Source organism: Capilliphycus salinus ALCB114379 (genome assembly GCF_047276495.1).
Lineage (GTDB): Bacteria > Cyanobacteriota > Cyanobacteriia > Cyanobacteriales > Microcoleaceae > Capilliphycus > Capilliphycus salinus.
This window is the reverse complement of sequence record NZ_CP178543.1, coordinates 2,830,156-2,852,052: the sequence shown is the minus strand read 5'-3', so window position 1 is coordinate 2,852,052 and position 21,897 is coordinate 2,830,156. Positions and strand designations below refer to the sequence as shown.

At 44.2% G+C, this 21,897-nt stretch carries 21 protein-coding genes; 12 read left to right on the top strand and 9 right to left on the bottom strand.

The window, feature by feature from the left end:
• Positions 1 to 24 precede the first annotated feature (24 nt).
• Positions 25 to 774, top strand: coding sequence for a Uma2 family endonuclease (locus ACL6C3_RS11825; RefSeq protein ID WP_413167365.1), 750 nt, complete (start codon positions 25 to 27; stop codon positions 772 to 774).
• Between the two features lie 30 nt (positions 775 to 804).
• Here ACL6C3_RS11825 and ACL6C3_RS11820 read toward each other — a convergent pair whose 3' ends face one another.
• The gene (locus ACL6C3_RS11820) at positions 805 to 1,008 is read right to left on the bottom strand and encodes a ChaB family protein (RefSeq protein ID WP_413167364.1); all 204 of its coding nucleotides are present in this window, start codon (positions 1,006 to 1,008) and stop codon (positions 805 to 807) included.
• A gap of 363 nt (positions 1,009 to 1,371) precedes the next feature.
• On the opposite strand from ACL6C3_RS11820, the gene ACL6C3_RS11815 reads away from it, so the two are divergent.
• On the top strand, positions 1,372 to 1,887 hold the full coding sequence (locus ACL6C3_RS11815) for a hypothetical protein (RefSeq protein ID WP_413167363.1): 516 nt from the start codon (positions 1,372 to 1,374) through the stop codon (positions 1,885 to 1,887).
• An 88-nt stretch (positions 1,888 to 1,975) separates the two neighbouring features.
• Here ACL6C3_RS11815 and ACL6C3_RS11810 read toward each other — a convergent pair whose 3' ends face one another.
• Positions 1,976 to 2,443 carry a DM13 domain-containing protein gene (locus ACL6C3_RS11810; RefSeq protein ID WP_413167362.1) on the bottom strand — a complete coding sequence of 156 codons (468 nt, stop codon included), beginning with the start codon at positions 2,441 to 2,443 and terminating at the stop codon, positions 1,976 to 1,978.
• 232 nt (positions 2,444 to 2,675) lie between these two features.
• Between ACL6C3_RS11810 and der the strand changes: the two genes are divergently transcribed.
• The 6 genes from der (at position 2,676) to proC (ending at position 8,466) form a co-directional block, all read left to right on the top strand.
• Positions 2,676 to 4,037: a ribosome biogenesis GTPase Der gene (gene der, locus ACL6C3_RS11805; protein WP_413167361.1), complete on the top strand. Its 1,362-nt coding sequence runs from the start codon at positions 2,676 to 2,678 to the stop codon at positions 4,035 to 4,037.
• A gap of 222 nt (positions 4,038 to 4,259) precedes the next feature.
• Positions 4,260 to 5,180 (top strand): energy-coupling factor transporter transmembrane component T family protein, encoded by a 921-nt coding sequence (locus ACL6C3_RS11800; RefSeq protein ID WP_413168304.1) that lies wholly within the window; start codon positions 4,260 to 4,262, stop codon positions 5,178 to 5,180.
• Between the two features lie 579 nt (positions 5,181 to 5,759).
• The gene (pipX, locus tag ACL6C3_RS11795) at positions 5,760 to 6,029 is read left to right on the top strand and encodes a transcriptional coactivator PipX (protein WP_413167360.1); all 270 of its coding nucleotides are present in this window, start codon (positions 5,760 to 5,762) and stop codon (positions 6,027 to 6,029) included.
• A 121-nt stretch (positions 6,030 to 6,150) separates the two neighbouring features.
• Positions 6,151 to 6,831 carry a YggS family pyridoxal phosphate-dependent enzyme gene (locus ACL6C3_RS11790; protein WP_413168303.1) on the top strand — a complete coding sequence of 227 codons (681 nt, stop codon included), beginning with the start codon at positions 6,151 to 6,153 and terminating at the stop codon, positions 6,829 to 6,831.
• A gap of 115 nt (positions 6,832 to 6,946) precedes the next feature.
• The gene (locus ACL6C3_RS11785; protein WP_413167359.1) at positions 6,947 to 7,564 is read left to right on the top strand and encodes a cell division protein SepF; all 618 of its coding nucleotides are present in this window, start codon (positions 6,947 to 6,949) and stop codon (positions 7,562 to 7,564) included.
• Positions 7,565 to 7,638: 74 nt separating this feature from the next.
• Complete coding sequence (gene proC / locus ACL6C3_RS11780) at positions 7,639 to 8,466, top strand: pyrroline-5-carboxylate reductase (RefSeq protein ID WP_413167358.1); 828 nt, start codon at positions 7,639 to 7,641, stop codon at positions 8,464 to 8,466.
• 19 nt (positions 8,467 to 8,485) lie between these two features.
• Here proC and ACL6C3_RS11775 read toward each other — a convergent pair whose 3' ends face one another.
• Complete coding sequence (locus ACL6C3_RS11775) at positions 8,486 to 8,665, bottom strand: hypothetical protein (RefSeq protein WP_413167357.1); 180 nt, start codon at positions 8,663 to 8,665, stop codon at positions 8,486 to 8,488.
• A 366-nt stretch (positions 8,666 to 9,031) separates the two neighbouring features.
• Here ACL6C3_RS11775 and ACL6C3_RS11770 point away from each other — a divergent pair, with 366 nt between their 5' ends.
• Entirely contained in the window at positions 9,032 to 9,988 is a 957-nt protein-coding gene (locus ACL6C3_RS11770; RefSeq protein WP_413167356.1) for a DNA cytosine methyltransferase, read from the top strand.
• Positions 9,989 to 10,384: 396 nt separating this feature from the next.
• Here ACL6C3_RS11770 and hdhA read toward each other — a convergent pair whose 3' ends face one another.
• The 5 genes from hdhA to ACL6C3_RS11745 form a co-directional block, all read right to left on the bottom strand.
• Positions 10,385 to 11,152: a 7-alpha-hydroxysteroid dehydrogenase gene (gene hdhA, locus ACL6C3_RS11765; protein ID WP_413167355.1), complete on the bottom strand. Its 768-nt coding sequence runs from the start codon at positions 11,150 to 11,152 to the stop codon at positions 10,385 to 10,387.
• Between the two features lie 78 nt (positions 11,153 to 11,230).
• Entirely contained in the window at positions 11,231 to 11,911 is a 681-nt protein-coding gene (plsY, locus tag ACL6C3_RS11760) for a glycerol-3-phosphate 1-O-acyltransferase PlsY (RefSeq protein ID WP_413167354.1), read from the bottom strand.
• A 53-nt stretch (positions 11,912 to 11,964) separates the two neighbouring features.
• Positions 11,965 to 13,071, bottom strand: coding sequence for a DUF3086 domain-containing protein (locus ACL6C3_RS11755; protein ID WP_413167353.1), 1,107 nt, complete (start codon positions 13,069 to 13,071; stop codon positions 11,965 to 11,967).
• A 345-nt stretch (positions 13,072 to 13,416) separates the two neighbouring features.
• On the bottom strand, positions 13,417 to 13,827 hold the full coding sequence (locus ACL6C3_RS11750) for a DUF3119 family protein (RefSeq protein ID WP_413167352.1): 411 nt from the start codon (positions 13,825 to 13,827) through the stop codon (positions 13,417 to 13,419).
• A 109-nt stretch (positions 13,828 to 13,936) separates the two neighbouring features.
• Positions 13,937 to 15,487 carry a tetratricopeptide repeat protein gene (locus tag ACL6C3_RS11745; RefSeq protein WP_413167351.1) on the bottom strand — a complete coding sequence of 517 codons (1,551 nt, stop codon included), beginning with the start codon at positions 15,485 to 15,487 and terminating at the stop codon, positions 13,937 to 13,939.
• Between the two features lie 233 nt (positions 15,488 to 15,720).
• Here ACL6C3_RS11745 and cofH point away from each other — a divergent pair, with 233 nt between their 5' ends.
• The 3 genes from cofH (at position 15,721) to ACL6C3_RS11730 (ending at position 20,485) form a co-directional block, all read left to right on the top strand.
• The gene (cofH, locus tag ACL6C3_RS11740; protein WP_413167350.1) at positions 15,721 to 16,920 is read left to right on the top strand and encodes a 7,8-didemethyl-8-hydroxy-5-deazariboflavin synthase subunit CofH; all 1,200 of its coding nucleotides are present in this window, start codon (positions 15,721 to 15,723) and stop codon (positions 16,918 to 16,920) included.
• A gap of 489 nt (positions 16,921 to 17,409) precedes the next feature.
• Complete coding sequence (locus ACL6C3_RS11735; protein ID WP_413167349.1) at positions 17,410 to 18,936, top strand: DUF2079 domain-containing protein; 1,527 nt, start codon at positions 17,410 to 17,412, stop codon at positions 18,934 to 18,936.
• A 34-nt stretch (positions 18,937 to 18,970) separates the two neighbouring features.
• Positions 18,971 to 20,485 (top strand): DUF2079 domain-containing protein, encoded by a 1,515-nt coding sequence (locus ACL6C3_RS11730; protein WP_413167348.1) that lies wholly within the window; start codon positions 18,971 to 18,973, stop codon positions 20,483 to 20,485.
• A gap of 27 nt (positions 20,486 to 20,512) precedes the next feature.
• Here the strand turns inward: ACL6C3_RS11730 and ACL6C3_RS11725 are convergent, their stop codons facing one another.
• Positions 20,513 to 21,619 carry a glycosyltransferase family 4 protein gene (locus ACL6C3_RS11725; RefSeq protein WP_413167347.1) on the bottom strand — a complete coding sequence of 369 codons (1,107 nt, stop codon included), beginning with the start codon at positions 21,617 to 21,619 and terminating at the stop codon, positions 20,513 to 20,515.
• Between the last annotated feature and the right edge of the window lie 278 nt (positions 21,620 to 21,897).

Sequence of the window (21,897 nt, the reverse complement as noted above, 5' to 3'; positions counted from 1 at the left end):
AAAAGTATTGAACGGGAGAATAAAATGACGATTGCTAAGGATTTAGAAACTCTCCAAAGTGAACCCGAATTTGAAGAAATTGAATGTCCCCCTGGTGATTTAGAAAGTCAGGAGCCGCCGTTGGAAAGTGAACTGCATCTACGACAAATTTTATTACTGATTCAAATGCTAGAATCTCTCTGGCAACATCGTCAAGACTTTTATGCGTTTGGAAATCTCAGCATTTATTATAGTCCCGAACAACAGAAAACTCAAAACTTTCGCGGACCCGATTTTTTTGTGGTATTAAATACAGAACGCAAACCTCGCAAAAGTTGGGTGGTGTGGGAAGAAGGGGGAAAATATCCAAATCTAATTATTGAACTTTTATCAAACTCAACTGCAAATGTTGATCGCACAACCAAAAAAGAAATCTATCAAGATATTTTCCGAACTCCCGAATATTTTTGGTTTTCTCCAAATACATTAGAATTTCAAGGGTTTGAAATCATACGGGGAGAATATGAGCCAATTCAACCGAACGAACAGGGTAGGCTTTGGAGTAAACAGTTACAACTGTTTTTAGGAATTTATGAGCAGAAATTGAGGTTTTTTACCCCTGAAGGTGAGTTAGTTCCGACTCCCGAAGAATCCGCACAAACTGAAAGACAACAACGGGAAGATACACAACAACAATTAGAAACTGCACAACAGCAACTTGAAGTTGAACGCCAACAAAGGGAAAATTTAGCCGCTAAACTGCGGGAATTAAATATTGATCCCGAGACACTTTAACCTCAGAAATAGATGAAAGGCGAATAAACATTATTCTTCTTTAGAATGCCAATTTCCATCTTCTCCTTTTTCATATTTTTGTTTAACCGCACTCCAAGCGACTTTAAAAGCTTGTTCTTCAGTTTCGTATTCTTCTTCGGCGTTATTAAAAGCCGCTCGAAAAATTTCTTGAGCGTGTTTGGGTAAATGGCTGCGAACAGACTCCGGTAAATCTTGTAATTGCTGATAAGGCATTGTTTTATCCTCAGATCAATGATATATTTAGCCGAACTCGACTTAAACGATTGTTACAATTGATCTGAGTTTATAAAATTGATTGCTTTTCCTAAATCTACACTCAGATAGAACTGGGATCGATTATTATCTCAGAAGATTGAGCAATTCTTCAAAGTTTCTATCAAAGGTTAGAGAACCAATATTTTATCGATTTTCTTTTTTTGTTCTCCTCTCTCTGGAGTTATAAAACCGGTTCAACTTCTAATTTATAAACTATTTCTCAGGCTAGAGGTTAAATAAGAGCGATTTTTTTATGCTAGTAAATAGCGAATTTTAAATGGCATAAAAAACTAAGCCAAAAAGAAATACAGGAGAGTTTGCATGATTAGAAGATTAATAGACGCTATCAAATCTATCTCTTTGAAAAGTATTTTAACTGTTGCTTTAGCAGCGGTTTTACTCGTGGTTACGACTGCTTGCGGTAATGCAAATCCCCCGTCACCTAAAATTACGGGTTCGGGAGAATATCACAGCAGCAAAGCACCCAGTAAAGAGCTTTATGCTCCGGTTCAAAGCAATAAATCTGGCGGAATGTATCCTTACGAAGATATGGATACCGAACCGAGTAATTACACCAAACGTAAAGCTGATGAGTTGGTGAACAATGCGAAGAAAAACGTCAGCAAAGTGAACAGTCCTCAAGAATTTGCCCGGAATTTTAATGAGGGAACACCCCTCGATGAACGGGTGAAAAATCTGACTGAAGATGTGAGCGAGTCCGCTAAAGAAATTACCGAAGATATCACATCCGGTACCAAACGGAACGCTCGGAAGTTAAAAGAAAATACTCAAAATGCTGTAGAAAATCCTGAAACTTTGGTCAATCATTTAGATTAATCTTGAGAGACAAAGTTTGAACAAGGGGTTGAACGCCCCTTGTTTTTTTTGTGAGGCTGAAAACTCCAATCAATAAAATTTCTAAAAATTATAAACTCGCATAACCAAAGGTCACGTTAAATTCTCGACACCAAATTCCCACAGACTTATATTGACTAATATCGAGATCGTCCGGGAGGAGATACCGTTGAGAACCGTCAAAACTCTGTAAAGATGCCAGGGTGATGTATTCTCCTTCTTTAAGATTAACCGGAATAGACGAGTTTCGATGTAAAATTACATTAACATCGGGGCCTTGAGCCGTAGTAAACGCGCCATCAAATTCTAAATATCGCTTCCCATTTTCATTGATAATTCGAGCCGTTCCTTCCGTTGGATGATCCTGCTCAACGGTCATAAATAAACCGGAAGCGAGAATATTATTTTGAGCAATAATTTCTGTGGAACTAGAAGCGGGAAGCGCAGCCGCAACCGGGGTAAAAGCCACTTCAACCATCACCGTATTTAAAAGAACAACACCCGCCAGACTCACTGTTTTTAAACCGTTGACAAACATAAATTAATCTCCGTTTCCTATTTCCTAACATTCACTAAGATAGAACGCTTTGTTGGGAAACAGATGATAGGTAAAATAGAGAATGCTGAAAACGGGTTAAATTCATCTCAGACCCTTCTCAGGGTTTTCTCACATTTGTGGTGTTCGTTTGTTTCAATTTGCTCAAAAATTCGCTAAAATACAAGATTGAAACAAGATTAAAGATGGTCAGTGACAAGCTGCTCTAAACCCCATGCCCTTACCTATTGTTGCCATTGTTGGACGCCCAAACGTCGGCAAATCTACGCTGGTGAACCGCCTCAGTGAAAGCAAAGACTCTATCGTTCACGATCAACCGGGAATTACTCGCGATCGCACCTATCGCCACGCCTATTGGCAAGATCGGGAGTTTTCCGTCGTCGATACGGGGGGCTTGATTTTTGATGATGATACCGAATTTTTACCCCTAATTCGCGAACAGGTGATGGTCGCCTTAGCAGAAGCCACCGTTGCGATTTTTGTCGTCGATGGACAGACGGGGGTAACGGGAGGAGATGAAGCGATCGCCTCCTGGTTGCGAGAACATTCGGTACCGGTTTTATTAGCGGTCAATAAATGCGAATCTCCGACAGCAGGATTAATTCAAGCGGCGCAATTTTGGGAACTCGGTTTGGGAAATCCTTTTCCCATTTCCGGCATACATGGAAGCGGTACCGGCGAGTTACTCGATGAATTAATTCAATACCTTCCCCCCACAGAAGAAATCGAAGAAATCAACGAAACTCGGGTGGCAATTGTCGGGCGTCCGAACGTGGGAAAATCGAGTTTATTGAATGCGTTTTTAGGGGAAAATCGCTCGATTGTCAGCCCGATTTCGGGAACCACTCGCGATGCAATTGACACCGTTGTTGAACGCAATGAGAAGACTTACCGGTTAATTGATACCGCCGGAATTCGCCGCAAAAAAAATGTCGAGTATGGGGCGGAGTTTTTTGGGATAAATCGGGCGTTTAAAGCGATTCGGCGGGCGGATGTGGTGCTGTTAGTCATCGATGCAATTGATGGCGTCACCGAGCAGGATTTAAAGCTGGCCAATCGCATTTCAGAAGAAGGTCGCGCCTGTGTAATAGTTGTTAATAAATGGGATACGATTGAGAAAGATACTTATACCATTTTAGACTACGAACGGGAAGTTAAATCCAGACTTTATTTTATGGATTGGGCGAAGACGATTTTTGTCAGTGCGTTAACCGGACAACGGGTGGAAAAAATTATTGATTTGGTCGATCAAGCCGCCAGCGAACATCAACGCCGAGTCAGTACCGCAGTCATTAACGAAGTGATCGAAGAAGCCGTAAGTTGGCATTCTCCGCCCACAACTCGCCAGGGAAAACAGGGAAAAATTTATTACGGAACTCAAGTGACGAGTCAACCGCCCACGTTGGTTTTATTTGTTAACGATCCCAAACGGTTTAACGAAAATTATCGCCGTTATATGGAAAGTCAATTTCGCCAACAATTGGGTTTTATCGGAACACCCATTCGGTTAATTTGGCGAGGAAAACCCGCCCGAGAAGTCGAACGCAACACCGCCAACCGAGCGACAAAAGTTTAAATTAGGTGTTAGGTTTCAGGTGTTAGGTGTTAGGTGTTAGGTTTTGGGTGTTAGGTGTTAGGTGTTAGGTTTTAGGTGTTAGGTGTTAGGTTTGACTTATAGTGGCGATGCGACACCGGGAGTGAGGCTAAAAAACCCGGTTTCATAAGAGAAACCGGGTTTTTGGAATACCTTCTCTGTTCCGGCAATTCCCGATTCTTGATTCCCTATTTTCACAAAATCATGGATTTATTGCGATCGCTTCCGATTGGATTATATTTAGAAGAACCCGTTACTTGGTTGCACCGGCTAGATGCGCGAGTTAAATTAGCTTGGTTGATGAGTTTTTTGTTGGCGCCGTTGTTAGCTCATGCGCTGTGGCGTCTGGTGTTGGTGGGGTTGTTGATTGTGATTACCCTGAGTGCGAGAATACCGTTAAGGGTTTGGAAACGACAAATGGGCTGGCTGTTGGTTTTTTGTAGTTTGCTGTTTGTCGTGAGTTGTATAATGCCCGATGGGATTGTTGCCGAACATCAACCCCGTCTCCCGACCGATGAAATTAGCTTTGCCCTCCCGGAACCGACAGAAGAAACCACTTCTCCAGCGTTACCCCAACCGACATCCTATCGCTATGTATTGGTCCAACAAGGCCCCTTGAGAATTACTCGTTATTCGGTAGATTTGGGGATACGGATCAGTACGTTGCTGTTTACGCTGGTGTACAGTACCAACTTATACTTACTGACCACCGCCTCCGAGGAAATCGCCACGGCCATTGAAAATGTCATGGAACCTTTACGAAGGTTTGGTTTACCGATTACAGAAATCGCTTTAACGTTGACCCTTTCTTTAAGGTTTTTTCCCCTGGTTTTAGAAGAAATTCAAAATTTAGTCCGTTCGGTGCGAACCCGAGCGATCAACTGGAAAAAACTGGGATTTCGACGGGCGACTCAAGTGTGGTTGATGATCGCCGAACGGTTGTTAGAGAATTTATTATTGCGAGCCGAACAAATTGCCAGCGCCATGACGGTGAGGGGGTTTACCACTCCGAACACTCATCATGTTAAATGGTATCAACTGCGAATTAGATGGGCCGATGGGTTGGCTTTGGTTGGTTTAACGGTATTCTGGACGGCCCGCCTGATTTGGGGAACCCAAGCTTAGGGTTAAGGGTGAGGAATTTTAGTCCAAGCAATTGTATCGAAGTTAATTTTCCATTAAACTTTAACTTTTAAGGCGCTTTTAAGATTGATGAGTTCCCCTTGCCCTTTTATAATTAGAGGTCTAAGATAGCTTGGTCTGGGAAATTCCCATTCACAGGTTTTCTGAATCCTCTCGAAACACTCGGTTCGGGGGAGATGGGGCAACAGAATCGATAAAGGTAAACTTTACATTAACTTTCAACCAACCCGTTATGATACAAACTAAAATTGTTTTAAGCCTATCTAACCTTGCCTTTTAAGTTTTCAAGTAAAGCCCTTAATGTTCTGAGAATCCGCTCAGTTCAATCTCAAAGTTTACTGCAATGCGACTAAAAGACAGTTAGAGAAACACAAGACAATGTATGGCAGGAGAAAGAATGAGCAGGAGTAAAATTTTCTCAATGTGGCTCGAACTCCTGTAAGATAAACATCTAGTTTTTTCTGACTGTCAATCAAGGGTCGAGTTCAACCGAACACCTGGCTCAAACTGACTTCTATCAACTGTTTTAGAGAACTGCTTACTTGCTAATTTTTAGGCTGAATGACAACTGAAACCTACATGAATCATCCCAACTTTGGCTTACTGTTTAGAGTTTGCCCGGTTGAGGAAAATCAAGAACTGTTTACCACCCTCTATGCCCAACGACTGTTTTTTTTAGTCACTCACGGGCCAAACGGTTTAAAATTTGAACCCGTTAGCCGTTCCGATGCGCGACTGGTCGTTGAAATCCGCCTGCGAATGCTCCGTCGAACCGGACAGATTGAAGAACACAAAAAGCTGCAAGCTATCCATCAACGGACATTTCAATAACATTGAACTGTCCGTTGTTTGTTGTTTCATCGAGTCGGAAAACCGGGGAAAAAGACCAAAGAAATCAACCCCTTTGGGATCTAGAATTTCCCCGGCTTGCTCAAACAGATTTGACCCTATGATGACCGATTCCATTGCCGAACGCCTTGCCGAAATTCGCGCTCAAATTCCCGATTCTGTGCGGTTAGTCGCCGTCACCAAAACCGTATCGGCCGAAGCGATTCGCATCGCCTATGCTGCCGGAGTGCGGGATTTTGGCGAAAATCGTATTCCTGAAGCAATAGAAAAACAACAACAATTGTCAGATTTATCGGATATTACCTGGCATTTAATTGGCCACGTCCAGAGCAATAAAGCGATTAAAGCCGTGCAGCACTTTCAATGGATTCATTCCGTTGATAGCCTCAAACTGGCCCAACGCTTGGATAGATTGGCCCAAGAATCCGATTGTCAACCCCAAGTTTGTCTGCAAGTTAAAATTTTAAGCGATCCCAATAAATACGGTTGGACGGTTTCCGAACTTTTAGAGGATTTAGCCGAACTCGATCAATGCCGGCACATTCAAATTAAAGGACTGATGACCATTCCCCCGTTAGGATTAAATGAATCTGAAACTATCAGCGTATTTGAGCAAACACGACAATTAGCGGATAAAATTCAACAACAAGGGTGGTCACATTTACAGATGCAAGAACTGTCAATGGGAATGTCCGGGGATTATCCTTTAGCCGTCCAAGCCGGTGCAACCATGATTCGCCCCGGACAAATTATCTTTGGTGCGCGAACAACCCAGACAAGATAGTATATTTTCTGTAAAGATATAGAGTTCGAGAAAAACTGACTTATAGTCAATCCCGACTGACTCACCTAAAATGGGTGTCGAGATCGGGGCAAAGAGTCGTTATGGAGAAAAAACCGTGAACTCAATTTTTGGTAAACTGCGGGATTTTGTAGGACTCAATGACTCTGTTGAGTACGATTACGAATACGATGAAATGGAAGGCGATCAATATCAAAATGTTTATCAGCCGAACCAAGAACTCACTCCCCCTCCCCCCGCAGAGGAGGACCGGAGAAATGTTCGTCGTTCTAGAGAACGCACCGTTGGGGCGACAAATCCAGCAACAGCTACGGTAACATCAGAAGGATTAGGGTCAACCATGAACAATGTGATCGGTATGCCAGGAGCGTTAAACGGAATTTCTGAGGTGGTGGTCATGGAACCCCGCACCTTTGAAGAAATGCCCGGGGCGATTAGAGCGCTCAAAGAAAGAAAGTCTGTCGTTCTTAATCTGACGATGATGGACCCAGACCAAGCCCAAAGAGCGGTGGACTTTGTAGCGGGGGGTACCTACGCTCTCGACGGCCATCAAGAACGCATTGGCGAAAGTATTTTCTTGTTTACTCCCAGTTGTGTTCAGGTCAGAACCCAGTCCGGCGTCGTCAACGAAATGCCCGCCCAAGGACGCACTCGCATTCCCTCGCCGATGACTTCGATGTGGCAAACCGAGAAAGTGCAGCAAGCGGTACAGTAGCTTTATTCAAGTCAGAGATCGGAAATCAAGCGTTAAAATGCTGAGGACTGACTCTGACACGTTACATTCGACAAATGACAGAATTCAAGTTCGGTTTAATTGGCGGTGGGGTGATGGGAGAGGCTCTCCTGTCCCGTTTAATTGCTCAGAAAATCTACTCGCCTCAAGATGCGATCGTTAGCGAACCGCAAGCGCAACGGAGAGCGGTTCTTCAACAGCAGTATGGGGTAGAGGTTACAGATGATAACCGCAAAGCCGCAGAGGTGTCTGAGGTGTTGCTGTTGGCGGTTAAACCCCAAATTTTAGACGCGGTGATTTCCGACTTGGCGGCCCTCAGTTTGGGCGATACTCCCAACCCCGAATCGGAGACGGTGATTATTTCCATTTTAGCCGGTGTACCCTTGAGTAAGTTAGAATCGGCCTTCCTGCATCGTCCGGTGGTTCGGGTGATGCCCAATACTCCCGCTACCGTCGGTGCCGGAATTAGTGCGATCGCCGCCGGTAAAGCCGTTAAACCCGATCACCTCGAACGGGCTCAAAACATTTTGGGGGCGGTTGGGGAAGTTGTAGAAGTGCCAGAATCTCTCCTGGATGCGGTCACGGGTTTATCGGGTTCGGGACCTGCTTATGTTGCCCTGATGGTTGAGGCGTTGAGCGATGGCGGGGTCGCGGCTGGACTCCCCCGTGCAATCGCCTCGAAACTGGCTTTACAGACCGTTCTAGGTACCGCAGAGTTATTGCAACAGACGGGTATGCACCCGGCAGAGTTGAAAGATCGCGTCACCAGTCCGGGCGGAACCACAATAGCGGGGGTGGGGAAACTGGAACAGGCGGCTTTTCGTTCGGCGTTAATAGAAGCGGTGAAAGCCGCCTGCGAGCGTTCCAAAGAGTTAGGACGTTAGCTGAGGTTTACGCTAAAGTTTAAGGTGACTTAGATTGATCTTTTTGAGCAAGTTTTTCTTGAGCTTCTGACTGCTGGTGTTTCTCCTGGTGTTTGGCTTGTAAGTCTCGCAACAGACCTTCATACATTGCCTTCTGTTTGGGATTTTTGGCAAATGCAATTAATTCCTGAAATTTCTGAACTTGCTTTGTTTGCATCATCTTACTTTCAGTTTAATAAAATTTGGCTAATTTGTTGGAAATCTGGGGAAATTTAATCTACTCGGTCATGTTCTCGGAAGGTTACTGAATTTGTAAAAGTCAGTCCATCTCACTCATCACAATTAGGGTTCGGGGACAAGGCGTTGACAAAAGGTTTCCGATAGTTATATCTATCTGTGATGTCTCTATTTTTTTCCATGCTCGGAGTATAACAGACTTTTTGGCGAAAATGATATTTTTTTGAGTGACACAGTTACCCAAGCTGAATTTTTGACCCACTTTTTGCTTGACAGACCCTTGTTTGTACCCCTTCTCTGCGTTCAAAAATAGAGTTCAAACCCAGTCTGATTTTTGATCAATTTATTAATGAGCCATCAATTTCAAAAATACAATTTCACCTTTATTGATTTATTTGCGGGAATTGGAGGAATTCGCATTCCGTTTGAGGAACTGGGGGGAAAATGTGTGTTTTCCTCCGAATGGGATGAAGCCGCTCAAAAGACCTACGAAGCCAATTTTGGGGAACGTCCTCAAGGTGATATTACCACAATTGCTTCCGCTTCGATCCCCAACCATGATATTTTATTGGCCGGGTTTCCCTGTCAGGCGTTTAGTATTATTGGCAAAATGCAGGGGTTTAACGAAGCCAGAGGGACTCTGTTTTATAATATTGAAATGATTTTACAGGAAAAACGACCCCAAGCATTTTTATTAGAAAATGTCAAACAGCTTAAAACCCACGACAAGGGAAAAACCTTTAAAGTTATTACCGAACACCTGCAAAATATAGGTTATCACATTTATACAGAAGTTCTCAATGCGCTCGATTTTGGTTTACCGCAAAAGCGAGAACGAACTTATATTGTTGGATTTTTAGATAAAATCCATTTTGACTTTCCCCAACCCTCACCCAAAAAAGCAAGTTTATCGGATATTTTAGAACCCGATGAACGGGTTGATAAAAGTTTGTTTGCATCCTTGTTTATTCAAGAAAAAAGACTTCAAAAGTTAAAAGTAAAACCTTTTTATCCTTCCATTTGGCACGAAAATAAATCCGGTAATATTTCCGTTCTTCCCTATTCTTGTGCGTTGAGAAGTGGGGCTTCTTATAACTATCTTTTGGTGAATGGAATTAGACGGTTATCTTCGCGGGAACTTTTGCGTTTGCAAGGGTTTCCAGAATCGTTTAAAATAGTTGTATCTCACGCAGAAATTAGAAAACAAACGGGTAATAGCGTTCCGGTTCCCGTTGTTCGGGCGATCGCAAAACAGATGTTAAATTGTTTATTAGCAAACGTAGGGGCGGGTTCTGAAAACATCTAGAATTACCCCGCGAAAATTTATATAAACCCGCCCCGAAAAAAACCGTTAAATTTGGTGTAGTTTCTAAAAAAATCTCAAATTTCCCCGCGAAAATTTATCTAAACCCGCCCCGAAAAAAACCGTTAAATTTGGTGTAGTTTCTAAAAAAATCTCAAATTTCCAAGTAAGAATTTATCTAAAGCCGCCCCGAAAAAACTGTTAAGATGGGGGCGGGTTTATGTAAGTTATTTCGGAGAAAAGATAAATCTTCGCGGAACCCGCCCCTACAAAATTGATGATTTGGGGAATTTCATATTATTAATGATATTAATTCTTGACAGATCGGTTACGAGTCCCGCTAACCCCTCCTACGATAATGGGCTTGAAAAGGTTAAAACCGGCTGTCAGTAAAAGCCGTCAGTCGAGTTCCTGAACGCCGCCACCGCTAACCGTCAGCACTTGTCCGCTTATCCAACTGGCTGCGGGGGAACACAAAAACAACGCCGCATAAGCGATATCGTTGGGTTGACCGAGACGCGCCAATGGGGTATGCTTTAACATGGCTTTCTCAATGTCGGGAGTCAGCACGGACGCCAGCGCATCGGTTTTGATCGCACCGGGAGCAATAGCGTTAACGCGAATATTTTTTGGCCCGAGATCAAAGGCAATGTTCCGGGTTAAATGACTTTCAGCCGCTTTGGACGAACCGTAGGAAGCCATTCTCGCGTTTTTGTTGTCGCCGGCCATCGAGGAAATGTTAAGAATAGCACCCCCGCCTGCGGCTTCGATATGAGGGGCGCAAAGTTGACAGAGGCGAAAAACGGAGAAAACGTTGAGTTGGTAAGCCCAGATAAAGGTGTGCATCGGCATCTCAAACGGCTTGGGGCCACCGCCACCCGCATTGTTGACGAGGATGGTAATTCTGCCAAAGGCGGCGATCGCATCTTTGACCAAATTTTCTAAATCCTCCTCATTCGTAACATCGCAGGCGACGGCGATCGCTTTTCCCCCGCGACTATTGATGTCTTCTGCAACTTCTTGGGCGTTTTCTAGTTTGAGATCGCTGATTACAATTGACGCCCCCGCTGCTGCAAAAAGTTCGGCAATTCCGCGACCAATTCCCGCACCGGAACCCGTAACAATTGCAACTTGACCATCGAGTTTAAATGCGTCCAATACACTCATATTTGGTCATTCCTTAATCGAGACTGATGGGTAATTTCCATCTTACAATTGTTCGGATTCCTAAAAATTAATTCGACCTTAAGCTTCGGTCGATGTCGATAACGTTTGACCGATGCGGGGTTCGGTTCCTTTTAATAACCGTTCAATATTGCTGCGATGACGCAAAATCACATAAATTCCCCCAACAATACCAAAAATTTGATAGGGTAAAGGTTGATTTGTAATCACCATTAAACTGGCAATTCCCACCGCACCGGCAATTGAACTCAGAGAAACAATGCGAGAAATCGCTAAAAATAACGCAAAAATTCCCAACGTTGCTAAACCCAATTGCCAATTAAAAGCCAACAAAATCCCCAAACTGGTCGCCACCGCTTTTCCGCCTTGAAAGCCAATCCAAACGGGTTTGGTATGACCTAAAAGAGCCATTAAACCCGCTCCCGTCGTCATCCAATATAACACAGTATTAACATCTGAAATATTGGCAGAAGCGGCAATTTGAGGGGTAATATTCAAGGAATAAATCCAAAAAACCAATGCGATCGCCGCCACCCCTTTAAGGATATCAACCGACAACACAAATAAAGCCGGAGACTTCCCACAACTTCTTAAAACATTTGTCGCACCCGTCGAACCCGAACCCACTTGTCGGAGATCAATTTTATATAATCCCTGAGCAACGAGATATCCCGTAGGAATAGAACCCAACAAATAACCCGCTACCAACAACCCGAAATTTAATCCAATCCACTCAAGCATCTTTATCTACCCAATGCGCCATACTCGCTTCTTATCCTAAAATAAAATCGCGATTAAAATTCCCGATAGATAGGTTGCTGTTGTTGTTGAGATTGGGGTTCGGGAGCAAACGCCAACCAGAGGGGATATTGCAGCAAAGACAGATTAATCTTTTCTTCGCTATCATCGACAACAATAAACGGCAATTTTCCGTCTTGAACCAAACGGTCGGCTTTGAGTGCAACAATATTAGCATCTTCAAACAACGTGACCCCCCGTTCCGGGCTAAAATCTCGCCGATCCAAGCCCAGACAGTCCTGTAAGCCGCGCCGCCATTCGCCCAAGCGTTCGGGGGTATTGGCTAAAATTAACGTGCGTACACGGCGATCGTAGAGGGTTCTGAGAACCGAAATAATCGCCGATGCTATCAATATATTTTGCAAACGGCTTCCCATCGTCCGCAACGCACCCCGTCCCCCTTGGGTAAAAAACCAGGTAGAAACCCGTTTGGCGTGGATGGGTTCAAAAGTGCGTCGCAACTGCCAGGGCGGGCCATAATAGTCGGGTAAAGTGCGGTATTGATCGAGAAGGCGACGAATTTGTTGAGATTCTTCCTGAAAGCCTTGTTGACCAAATTGAGGGGTGGGACTCCCCTCCGGTTCGAGATCTGCTTCGGGGGGAAGGGGACGTTCTCGCTCTTTTGGGGGTTCGGGAGACTCGGGAATCAGTTCTAACTGTTCGGCGCTGCTGACTAAATCCTGCAAACTTCCGACGAGATAATCTTTGAACCCCTGAACCCGAATGGCTAAATCTTGGGAAACTCCTGCAAAACTGGTTCGCATTTCCTGTTGAATGCGTTCTCGACGGCGTTCGAGTTTTTCGACTTCAATTTGCAGCGCTTGTCGGCGTTGTTCGAGTTGGGTTAACGCTTCGGTGACTAAATTCCCCATTGTTTCCGTCAAAGCCGTTTGTTCTTGTTGCATTTTGGCTTTGGCGGCTTGTAAATCGGCGATTTCTTTTCTAAGTTGCTGAATTTGCTCTTTTAAACCGGTGACAGTTTGCAAGTCGGTTTCGGCTTGCGTGGGTGGGAAAAGTTCCTCCGATACGGGGTTTTCATCGGCTTCGGATACGGGTTTCGATGGCTCGTTTTGCTCTTGATTTGGAGTTTCGTCTAAATTCATGGAATCAACAGAGGTTCATTTGGGGTCAGACGAGTTTGACGTTAACATACACTGAAACTGAAGCCAGGGATGCACAAACGCGATTGAACACGGGGTATGGTTTCTATTTTATTCCACACCGGTCGAACTCGATTATATAATTTCCCATGAATGTTAATTTTAACAGGCGGTAAGAGGCAAGAGGCAATAGGCAAAAGGGAATGGGGGAAAGGGGAAAGGGGAAAGGGGAAAGGGACAAGAGGTAATTCTGTAGGCGAAGCTGACTACGGAACGCGCTTACTCCTGTCTCCTGTCTTCTGACTCCTGACTTCTGACTTCTGACTCCTGTTCCCTGTTCCCTGTTCACTATTGATTGATGCTGTTGGGTTTGAGATGACCGCAATTGGCTTCTAAACAGGCTGTTAACTGTTTTGGATTAAAAAGAATCGGTAAAAAGTGAATACTGTTGACTTCTTTAAAATAAAACAGAATTGGTACACCGGGCCAGTAAATTTCCCAGTTGATCCAATCTGCGTAGGGAAAATGTCGGAGTAACTTACCCGAACGCAAGACATCGAGCGCTGTTTCGGTAAACTGAAGGCGAATCGTTGCCGTTTGTACCAGCAGAAACAGTCCGAGTAAGGCGATAACCAATCCTAGCGCTTTCTGCACCAAAATTAACGGAATTCCCGTCAACAGCAGTACGGCCGGGATGATAAAACTGGGTGTGAGTTCAACCGTTGAGGGAACCGTTGTCGTTGAGGAAGTTGGGGTCATCTTTTCTGCTCCAATAGTTCAGGTGCGAGTGATGTAAACAGATGATGTAGACAAATCTTATCAAATTCCGGGTCGGGGTAAACTCTCTAGAAAGGAAGGGATTTTCACCTCAAGGTGTTGATTGTTGTTCTTGGGGTGTTTGTTGACTTTGTTTTTGTTCGACAGACTCGATACTTTGACGGGCGGCTTTTTCCCCTTCTGTATCTCCGGCTTCTCGCAGTAGCACTAACGCTTCGCGGAAACTTTCTAAAGCTTGAGAATATTCGCCCAAACCTTCGTAAGCCTCGCCAATTTTGTTGAGGGTGGCTCCGGTTTTGGCTTGATTTTCGAGTTGTTGATACAAGGATAATGCTTGTTGATAGGTTTGTAAAGCCTGTTGATATTGACCTTGTTTGTAGTAGACTTTTCCCAGTTTATCCAAGGCTTGACCCAGTTGTTCGCGATCTTCTGCTGCTTTGGCTAATTCTACCGCTTTTTGATAGGCGGTCAGCGCATTAACCGGCTGAGACTGGGCTTCATAAATTGCACCGATCAAGCCATAAACCCGAGCGGCATTTTCTCGATCTTCTATTCTTTCAAGCAAACTAACCGCCTGCTCAAAATGCACTAACGCCTGGGAACTATCTCCTAATTGCTGATAGATATAACCCATATTACTCAGCAACCGCCCGACGCCTGCTTGATCGCCTATTTTACGCCGCAAAGCCAAAGCTTGTTGATAAATTCCAATCGCTCTTTCCGTATCTCCCCGACTAAAATAGAGCGCTCCCAAGTTATTTAAGGTGCGGCTTTCATCTCGCAAATCTCCCACTTGTTCCCGGTAAGTTCTCGCTTGTTCGTAATATTGAAGCGCCTGTTCAAACTGACCTTGACGAGTATAAACTGAAGCAATATTATGCAAAGATTCCCCAATTTGTTCGGCATCTTGTACCGATTGAGAAATTTTTAATGCTTCTTCGTGTAATTTTAAAGCTTCATCATTTTTATCGGTGTTACTGTAGACAAATCCCAACAGATTTAAACTGCGGCTGACTCCGATTTGTGCTTCTCGACTGCCGTTAGCATCAGGGTTTCGGTAGATCGTTAAAGCTTTTTGAATCACTTTTTCGGCTTCGGCATTTTCCCCCATATTGGCGTAAACATCGCCCAAATAATTCAGCGTCGCCGCCACATCCAAAGAATTTTTATCCTGTTTTTCGCGAACTTCTAAAACTTGTTGAAAATTTTCTAAAGCCTCACTAAATAATCCCTGTCGAAATTGTTCGACTCCGGTTTGAAATAATTGTTCGGGATCGGAAACCGAATCATTGCGATCGCGAAGTTCTTCTGTGGGGTTAGAATTATTTTCAGATTCGGGTGGACTGGGAACCAAAGGATTATCGGATTCTTCTGGTTCTTCCGGAGTTTCAAGACGCTCTAAAAGCGAATCTTTAATCGAAGCGGGAGACTCCTCCTCAGTTGGGCTTTCTTCCGTTGTGAAAGAAGGAGAAGTTTGGGCGAGAACCCGAGAACTAAACCCCAAAGAAACAGTCCCATCAACGAGCAAAGTCAACACCAAAGTTAAACTCGAAACCGGAATTGATAACATCCAAAATTTCAGGTTAAAAATCCGATAACGTTGGTTAACCGATTGAGAATTAGAAGGTACACTGGTCAACATAGGCTTCAAGAATTAATAAATGAGGGCAAAAATTAAACGGTAAATTTCAACTCAAAATCGAACCCAAAAATTGAAATTTTAAATCGAACCTTCAAATCGAACCCAAAAATCATTATCATAATTTATAGCAAGGGCGAGTCTAAAAAAACAGTTCGCATCCCAATTACAGGATGAGGGTTTTCTCGCCCAACCGCCTCCGATGATTTAACATTCTACAGACGTTGGCTTTCTCCATGCTTACTCAAACCCTAGACGCTATTTTAAACCGTGCTGCTGCTTTAGAAGATATTTCAACAACAGAAGCAGTTTTCTTACTCCAACAAACCGATCCGGCGATCCGAACAATAATCAGGGATCTTAGCGACAAACTGCGCCATCAACAAGTCGGAGATACTGTCACCTACGTCATCAACCGCAACATCAACTTTACAAATATTTGTGAACAGCATTGCAATTTTTGTGCGTTTCGACGAGACGAAGGAGAAGAAGGCGCATTTTGGTTAGATACTGCTCAAATTTTAGAAAAAACAACCGTAGCCGTAGAAAAAGGAGCAACCGAAATTTGTATGCAGGGCGGACTAAACCCCAAAGCCAAAATTAACGGCGCTTCTCTGCCCTATTATCTTAAATTAATTACCACAATTAAACAAACCTTTCCCCAACTCCATCTTCACGCCTTCTCGCCCCAAGAAATTCAATTCATTGCCCGAGAAGACCATCTCAGCTATGATGGTGTAATCGGGGCGCTGCGAGACGCGGGAGTGGACTCGATGCCGGGAACCGCAGCAGAAGTTCTAGACGATCGCGTGCGTCGGGTGATCTGTCCTGAAAAAATTAACAGTGAAACTTGGCTAGAAATAGTCGAAACCGCCCACCGCTTGGGGCTTCCCACAACCAGCACCATACTTTGCGGTCACATCGAAACCCCGCAACAGCAGGTGACTCATTTAGAAAAATTGCGATCGCTGCAACAAACCGCCATTACAAACAACTATCCGGCTCGTATTACCGAGTTTATCGCCTTGCCCTTCGTCGGTCAAGAAGCACCCCCTTCCCTGCGGCGACGGGTGGGGAGAGATCAACCCGTCCTCGAAGATACCCTGTTACTCACCGCAGTTGCCCGTATTTTCCTCGGAAATTGGATTTTGAACCATCAACCCAGTTGGGTGAAACTGGGGCTTGCAGGGGCAACAGAAGCCCTGAAATGGGGCTGTAACGATATTGGCGGTACGCTCATGGAAGAACATATTACCACGATGGCCGGCGCTGTGGGCGGAACCTGTATGGAACCGGAAACCTTACAGGAAGCGATCGCTTCTCTCGGGCGTCCTTTTCAACAGCGAGACACGGTTTACAGTCACTCATTACCAGTCACCAGTCACTCATTACCAGTCACCAGCGCAAACTTGCGACCCGGCGGTTTCCGTCGGTAGCAAAGTTTGCAAGAGAGTGTTTTCAGTGACCAGTCACCAGTTTTGTAGGGGCGGGTTCGGTCTAAATTTATGTTTTCCCACAGATAACCTAGATAAACCCGCCCTTTTACAGTCACCAGTCACCCTTCGGGTATCTCCTTCGGAGACGCTGCGCGAACGGCAGTTGCTTCGCGACTATTCCGCCAAGTCAGCACTGCCTCACCAGTCACCCTCCGGGTATCTCCTTCGGAGACGCTGCGCGAACGGCAGTTGCTTCGCGACTATTCCGCCAAGTCAGCACTGCCTCACCAGTCACCAGTGATAAGAGTTTTCAGTTAACAGTTTTTTCCCGACCTAGGGGCGGGTTTATGAAGGTTATTGATGAGAAACCCAGATCTAAGCGGAACCCACCCCTACAGTGTTTCACTAGAAAAAGCGATCACATTTTGTCTGTAATCTTGTACGATCAATCCGACATTGTGGCATAAATTAGGGACTTATTAAACCGGAATGCAGATCTCGCCCGAACCTTCTTCAAGAAAATTTAAACATTGGCTTCCCCCGAACCCTATTTTGTGGATGATCGGGGGTGCGATCGCTCTATTTTGGATGTGTAGCAGTCTGCGACACTGGCTGTTTCAATCAACCGGTTATGATTTGGGTATTTACGATCAAGTCACCTATTTGATCGGACAGGGACAGCCGGCTATTTCCTCTATTTTGGGCTTTCATCATCTGGGAAATCATGGGGCTTGGTCGGTGTATCCTTTGGGGTTGCTGTATGCTATTTATCCCAATGTATATTTACTGTTGCTCGTACAGGCGATCGCTTTGGCGCTGGGAATTTGGCCGACTTGGAGTTTAGCACGTCTGGCGGGGTTAAATCAACGGTTATCCTTGGCGATCGCGGGGGTATATATCCTGTATCCGGTTGTTTTTAATATTAACCTGTTTGACTTTCACCCGGAAGTGATGGCGCTGGCGGCGTTGTTGGCTGCGGTGTTGGCGGCGAGGTTGGGAAAAATTTGGTGGTTTTGTTTGGCGATCGTTTGGGTATTGGGATGTAAAGCGGTATTGTCGTTAACGATAGTGGCGTTGGGGTTTTGGCTGTTAATCTTTGAAAAGCGGCGGGTCTGCGGGGCGATCGCGCTTTTTTTGGGAGTGGCGTGGTTTGCGATCGTGACTCAGGTGATTATTCCCAATTTTAGCGGCCGGGAAGTGGAAGGCGTTTGGCGTTATACTTATTTGGGCGACTCGGTTTTAGAAATTATCGTTAATATTATTTTGAAACCCGATTTAGTTTTGGGACGATTAATTTCCGTTTCAACTTTAGATTACCTGTATCAACTGTTTTTTCCGGTAATTTGGTGGCTATCTCCCCGCTATTTAACCCCTTTAGTTGCCGCCCTTCCCACGATACTGATTAATAGTTTATCAGATGTTCCTTTTCAGCGCAGTCTCGCCTTTCAATATTCTATTCCGGTGCTTCCGTTTTTAATACTGAGCGTGATTTCCAGTTTAGAACATCAGGGTTCTACTCTTGCCGGACTGATCGCTAAAATTGGGCAAAAATTCAGAAAAACAGAACCTTCATCAAAATCGGTGAGCGTTCATCATTCTCACAAACTGCCGGTATTAATCGTCATCTGGTCTTTTATTGTGTTCCTGATGTTTGGAACCTACGATCGCTTTGGGGTTTATTTTAGCCGGCTCGATACTTGGCAGGCCAGCCGAGAAGCAGTAAGTTTGGTTCAACCCCAAGCCAACGTGTTAACCGATAACCGACTCGCCCCCCATTTTACCCACCGTCGGGTCGTAAAATTATTAAGTCAAGTTTCGGCAGACAGCGATCTTACCGAATTTGATTATATTATTTTAAATTTACGTCATCCCTGGCCGGATACGCAAGAAATAGGGGAAAATATTGCCAACCAACTCCCTAACGATCCTCGGTTTCAAACCCTTTATCAAAAAGATGATGTTATCGTCTTTCAAAAAACCGCGTCTTCTTCTCCCCGTCAAACTCAATTAAAATAGCAGAATTTATGAATAATTTCACTTTTCAGATGAGATGAAAAAGTTTCCGTTCCCGAGAATTAAACGCTTTCAAGGGAGATCATTCAAACTACATCCGTTAGCGGGAATGATTGTCATTGCATCAATACTTTTATTTTTTTGTAGTAGCTTGCGTCATGCTTTATTTCAATCAACTGCTTTTGAACTGGGAATTTACGATCAAGTTGTTTATCTGATGAGTCAAGGAAAGCCGCCCATTTCCTCTTTTTTAAATATTCATCACATGGGAAATCATGCGGCTTGGGTCATGTATTTCATCGCTTTATTTTACCGCATTTATCCCTCGGTGCATTGGTTACTTTTTATTCAAGCAATTTCTTTGGCGTTGGGGGCTTGGCCAACTTGGGGTTTGGCGAGAGAAGCGGGGTTAAACCGGTCATTATCTTTAACGATGGCGGTGGTTTATTTATTGTATCCCGTCGTTTTTAATATTAATCTCTTTGATTTTCATCCAGAAGTCATGGCGTTACCCGTCTTTTTGGGGGCAATTTTAGCGGCAAAACTCAATAAAATCTTTTGGTTTTGTTTGGCTATTATTTGGATTTTAGGCTGTAAAGATGCCATGTCTTTAACGGTTGCGGCGATGGGTATTTGGCTGTTTTTCTGTGAAAAAAAGCGGCTTTGTGGGATAATCGCATTGTTTGCGGGGGTGGGTTGGTTTATTATTGTTGTGCAAGGAATTATTCCCTATTTTAAAGCGGGTTTGGGACCGGGTGGAGTTGGACGTTACACTTATTTAGGTGACTCGGTTGTCGAAATTATTGTTAATTTAATTTTAAAACCCCGCCTGGTTTTAGAACGGGTTTTTTCGTGGAAAACCTTAGAATATGTTACCTTATTTTTATCGCCGGTATTTTGGTGGTTATCGCCCCGACAGTTAACGCCTTTTATGAGTGCCTTACCCGCATTAGTCAAAAATATTTTATCAGAAATTGACGCCCAACGAGATTTAATTCATCAATATTCTATTCCAATTTTACCCTTTCTCATTGTCGCGATGATTTCCAGCTTGGCACATTCTGAAAACTATTTGGGAAAATGGGTAGTAAATGTTTGGCAAACTCGTAAAGGCATAAATTTATCCTGTATTCAAGAAAAGAAAATTATCCGAAAACTGATTTTAATTTGGTCATTTATTTCATTTTTATGCTTGGCAAAATTCGGCTATTTTTGGTCTATTTATTTGCGAGAAATCGATACTTGGACTGCGAACCGTTTGGCGGTAAATTTAATTCAAAATACTCAAGGTTCAGTCCTAACAACCGCTAATTTAGCCCCTCACCTCACCCATCGCCCGGTTGTAGAATTTACGAATGTTGATGCACCGCCAACGGATCTAACCCAATTTGATTATGTGTTATTAAATGTCCGACATCCGGGTTGGAAAAGTAACCGCCAATTTGCTCAATCTCTGGTTAATCAACTCGAAAACTTACCCCAATTTCAGTTAAAACTCTATCAGGATGAAGTCTATGTTTTTCAAAAGATCAACAAACTTCATCCTGAGTAAATAGAGTCTCCCCTTGCCAGAACCGGACTAATAAGCTAAAATTAGTTCTTGTTCAGGCTCTAAAGACATTAACTGGTTGGCAATACCATCGACGTATTGTTCGCTGTTGTATTTGCCTTGAACTAACTCATACCCCCGTTGGGCTTGAGCTTTGGCTTTTTCGGGATTATTCAGCAGATCGACAATAGCCTGACGCATTCCTTGAGGATCTTGGGCGTTAACCCCGGTAATAATTCCCGCTTCGGCTAACTCCTCCGCTAAACCGGGTGTGCGGGTCATAATCACCGGACGTCCGCAAGACATCGCCTCAAACAAGGTGGTAAAGCCGGCTTGGTAGTTGTGCGGCTTGAGGCTAATCACGACAATATCAGAATCTCGGTACAGTTGGCGCAAATCCGGCCAGTCGTAGAATCCCCGCGACATATTTTTAGGCAGGACTGGGGGAAAAGTATCTGCTATGGCTTTGGCGTTGGGAGATACCGCACAGATTTTGACATCGAGATCTAAATCTTGGGTCGCTTCCGCTAAGGTGCAGTAGTCTCGCTGTTCTAAACCGCCGCTGCCGACGATCGGGCGCTTTTTATCCGCAGAAGCAAGACCCGGGGTGAAAAACTGGGTGTCGGTTTGTTCGGTGACGAGATAAACCCGCTCAGAAGCCAACCCCAAATAGTTTTGTAAAAAGTCGGCTTTGACCTGGGTATTGGTCATAAACACATCAACACGATTGGCTAAGTTGAACAACTTCATCGCCACGCGGCTGCGGGGGCGATCGGCGTTGTGAACAAAAACAGCCATTTTCGGTCGGTTTACCTTTGCACCGCAAACGGTGGCGATCGGAAAACCGGAATCTTCACCGATAGAAAAAATTATATCATTCTTGCCCACTTGCTTAGACATTGCCCGAGCCATCGCCCAATGTTCGGGTAGGCTACCTCCCATCAGCTTGGATAAGAAGCGATCGGCCGGCGAAATGGGATGTTGTCCCGGTTGGTGAACGGTTGCTCCTAGTTTTTGAGCGAGTGTCCACATAGTATGGCGAGGACATTTGTCCTGTTGGGCGTTTTTTGCAAACTGTTCTAAATCAAAGGGTCTACTTAAAACGACGTGATATTTTGGAGTAGTTTGGGTAGTCATTAGATTGGTCTGCGTTTGCTTGTATGTTTCCAGATAATAAATCTCTCCTTTGCATCTCGACAAGCGTTTTTTGTAAATTTTAATTGGGGTAATTATAAAGATTGTGTAAAGTTGATTTATCCCTGTAAAACTTGATTGATATCTTCAAAAATCTTAACTTCTCAAATCACCATTTCATAGGGTTTATAGGGTTATTTATGACAAAGCAAACTTGAAAATCTACGAGACTAGCGGCTCAACAATGCTTTTTCTGTTGAAGAAATTTGTGCCGATTTGCC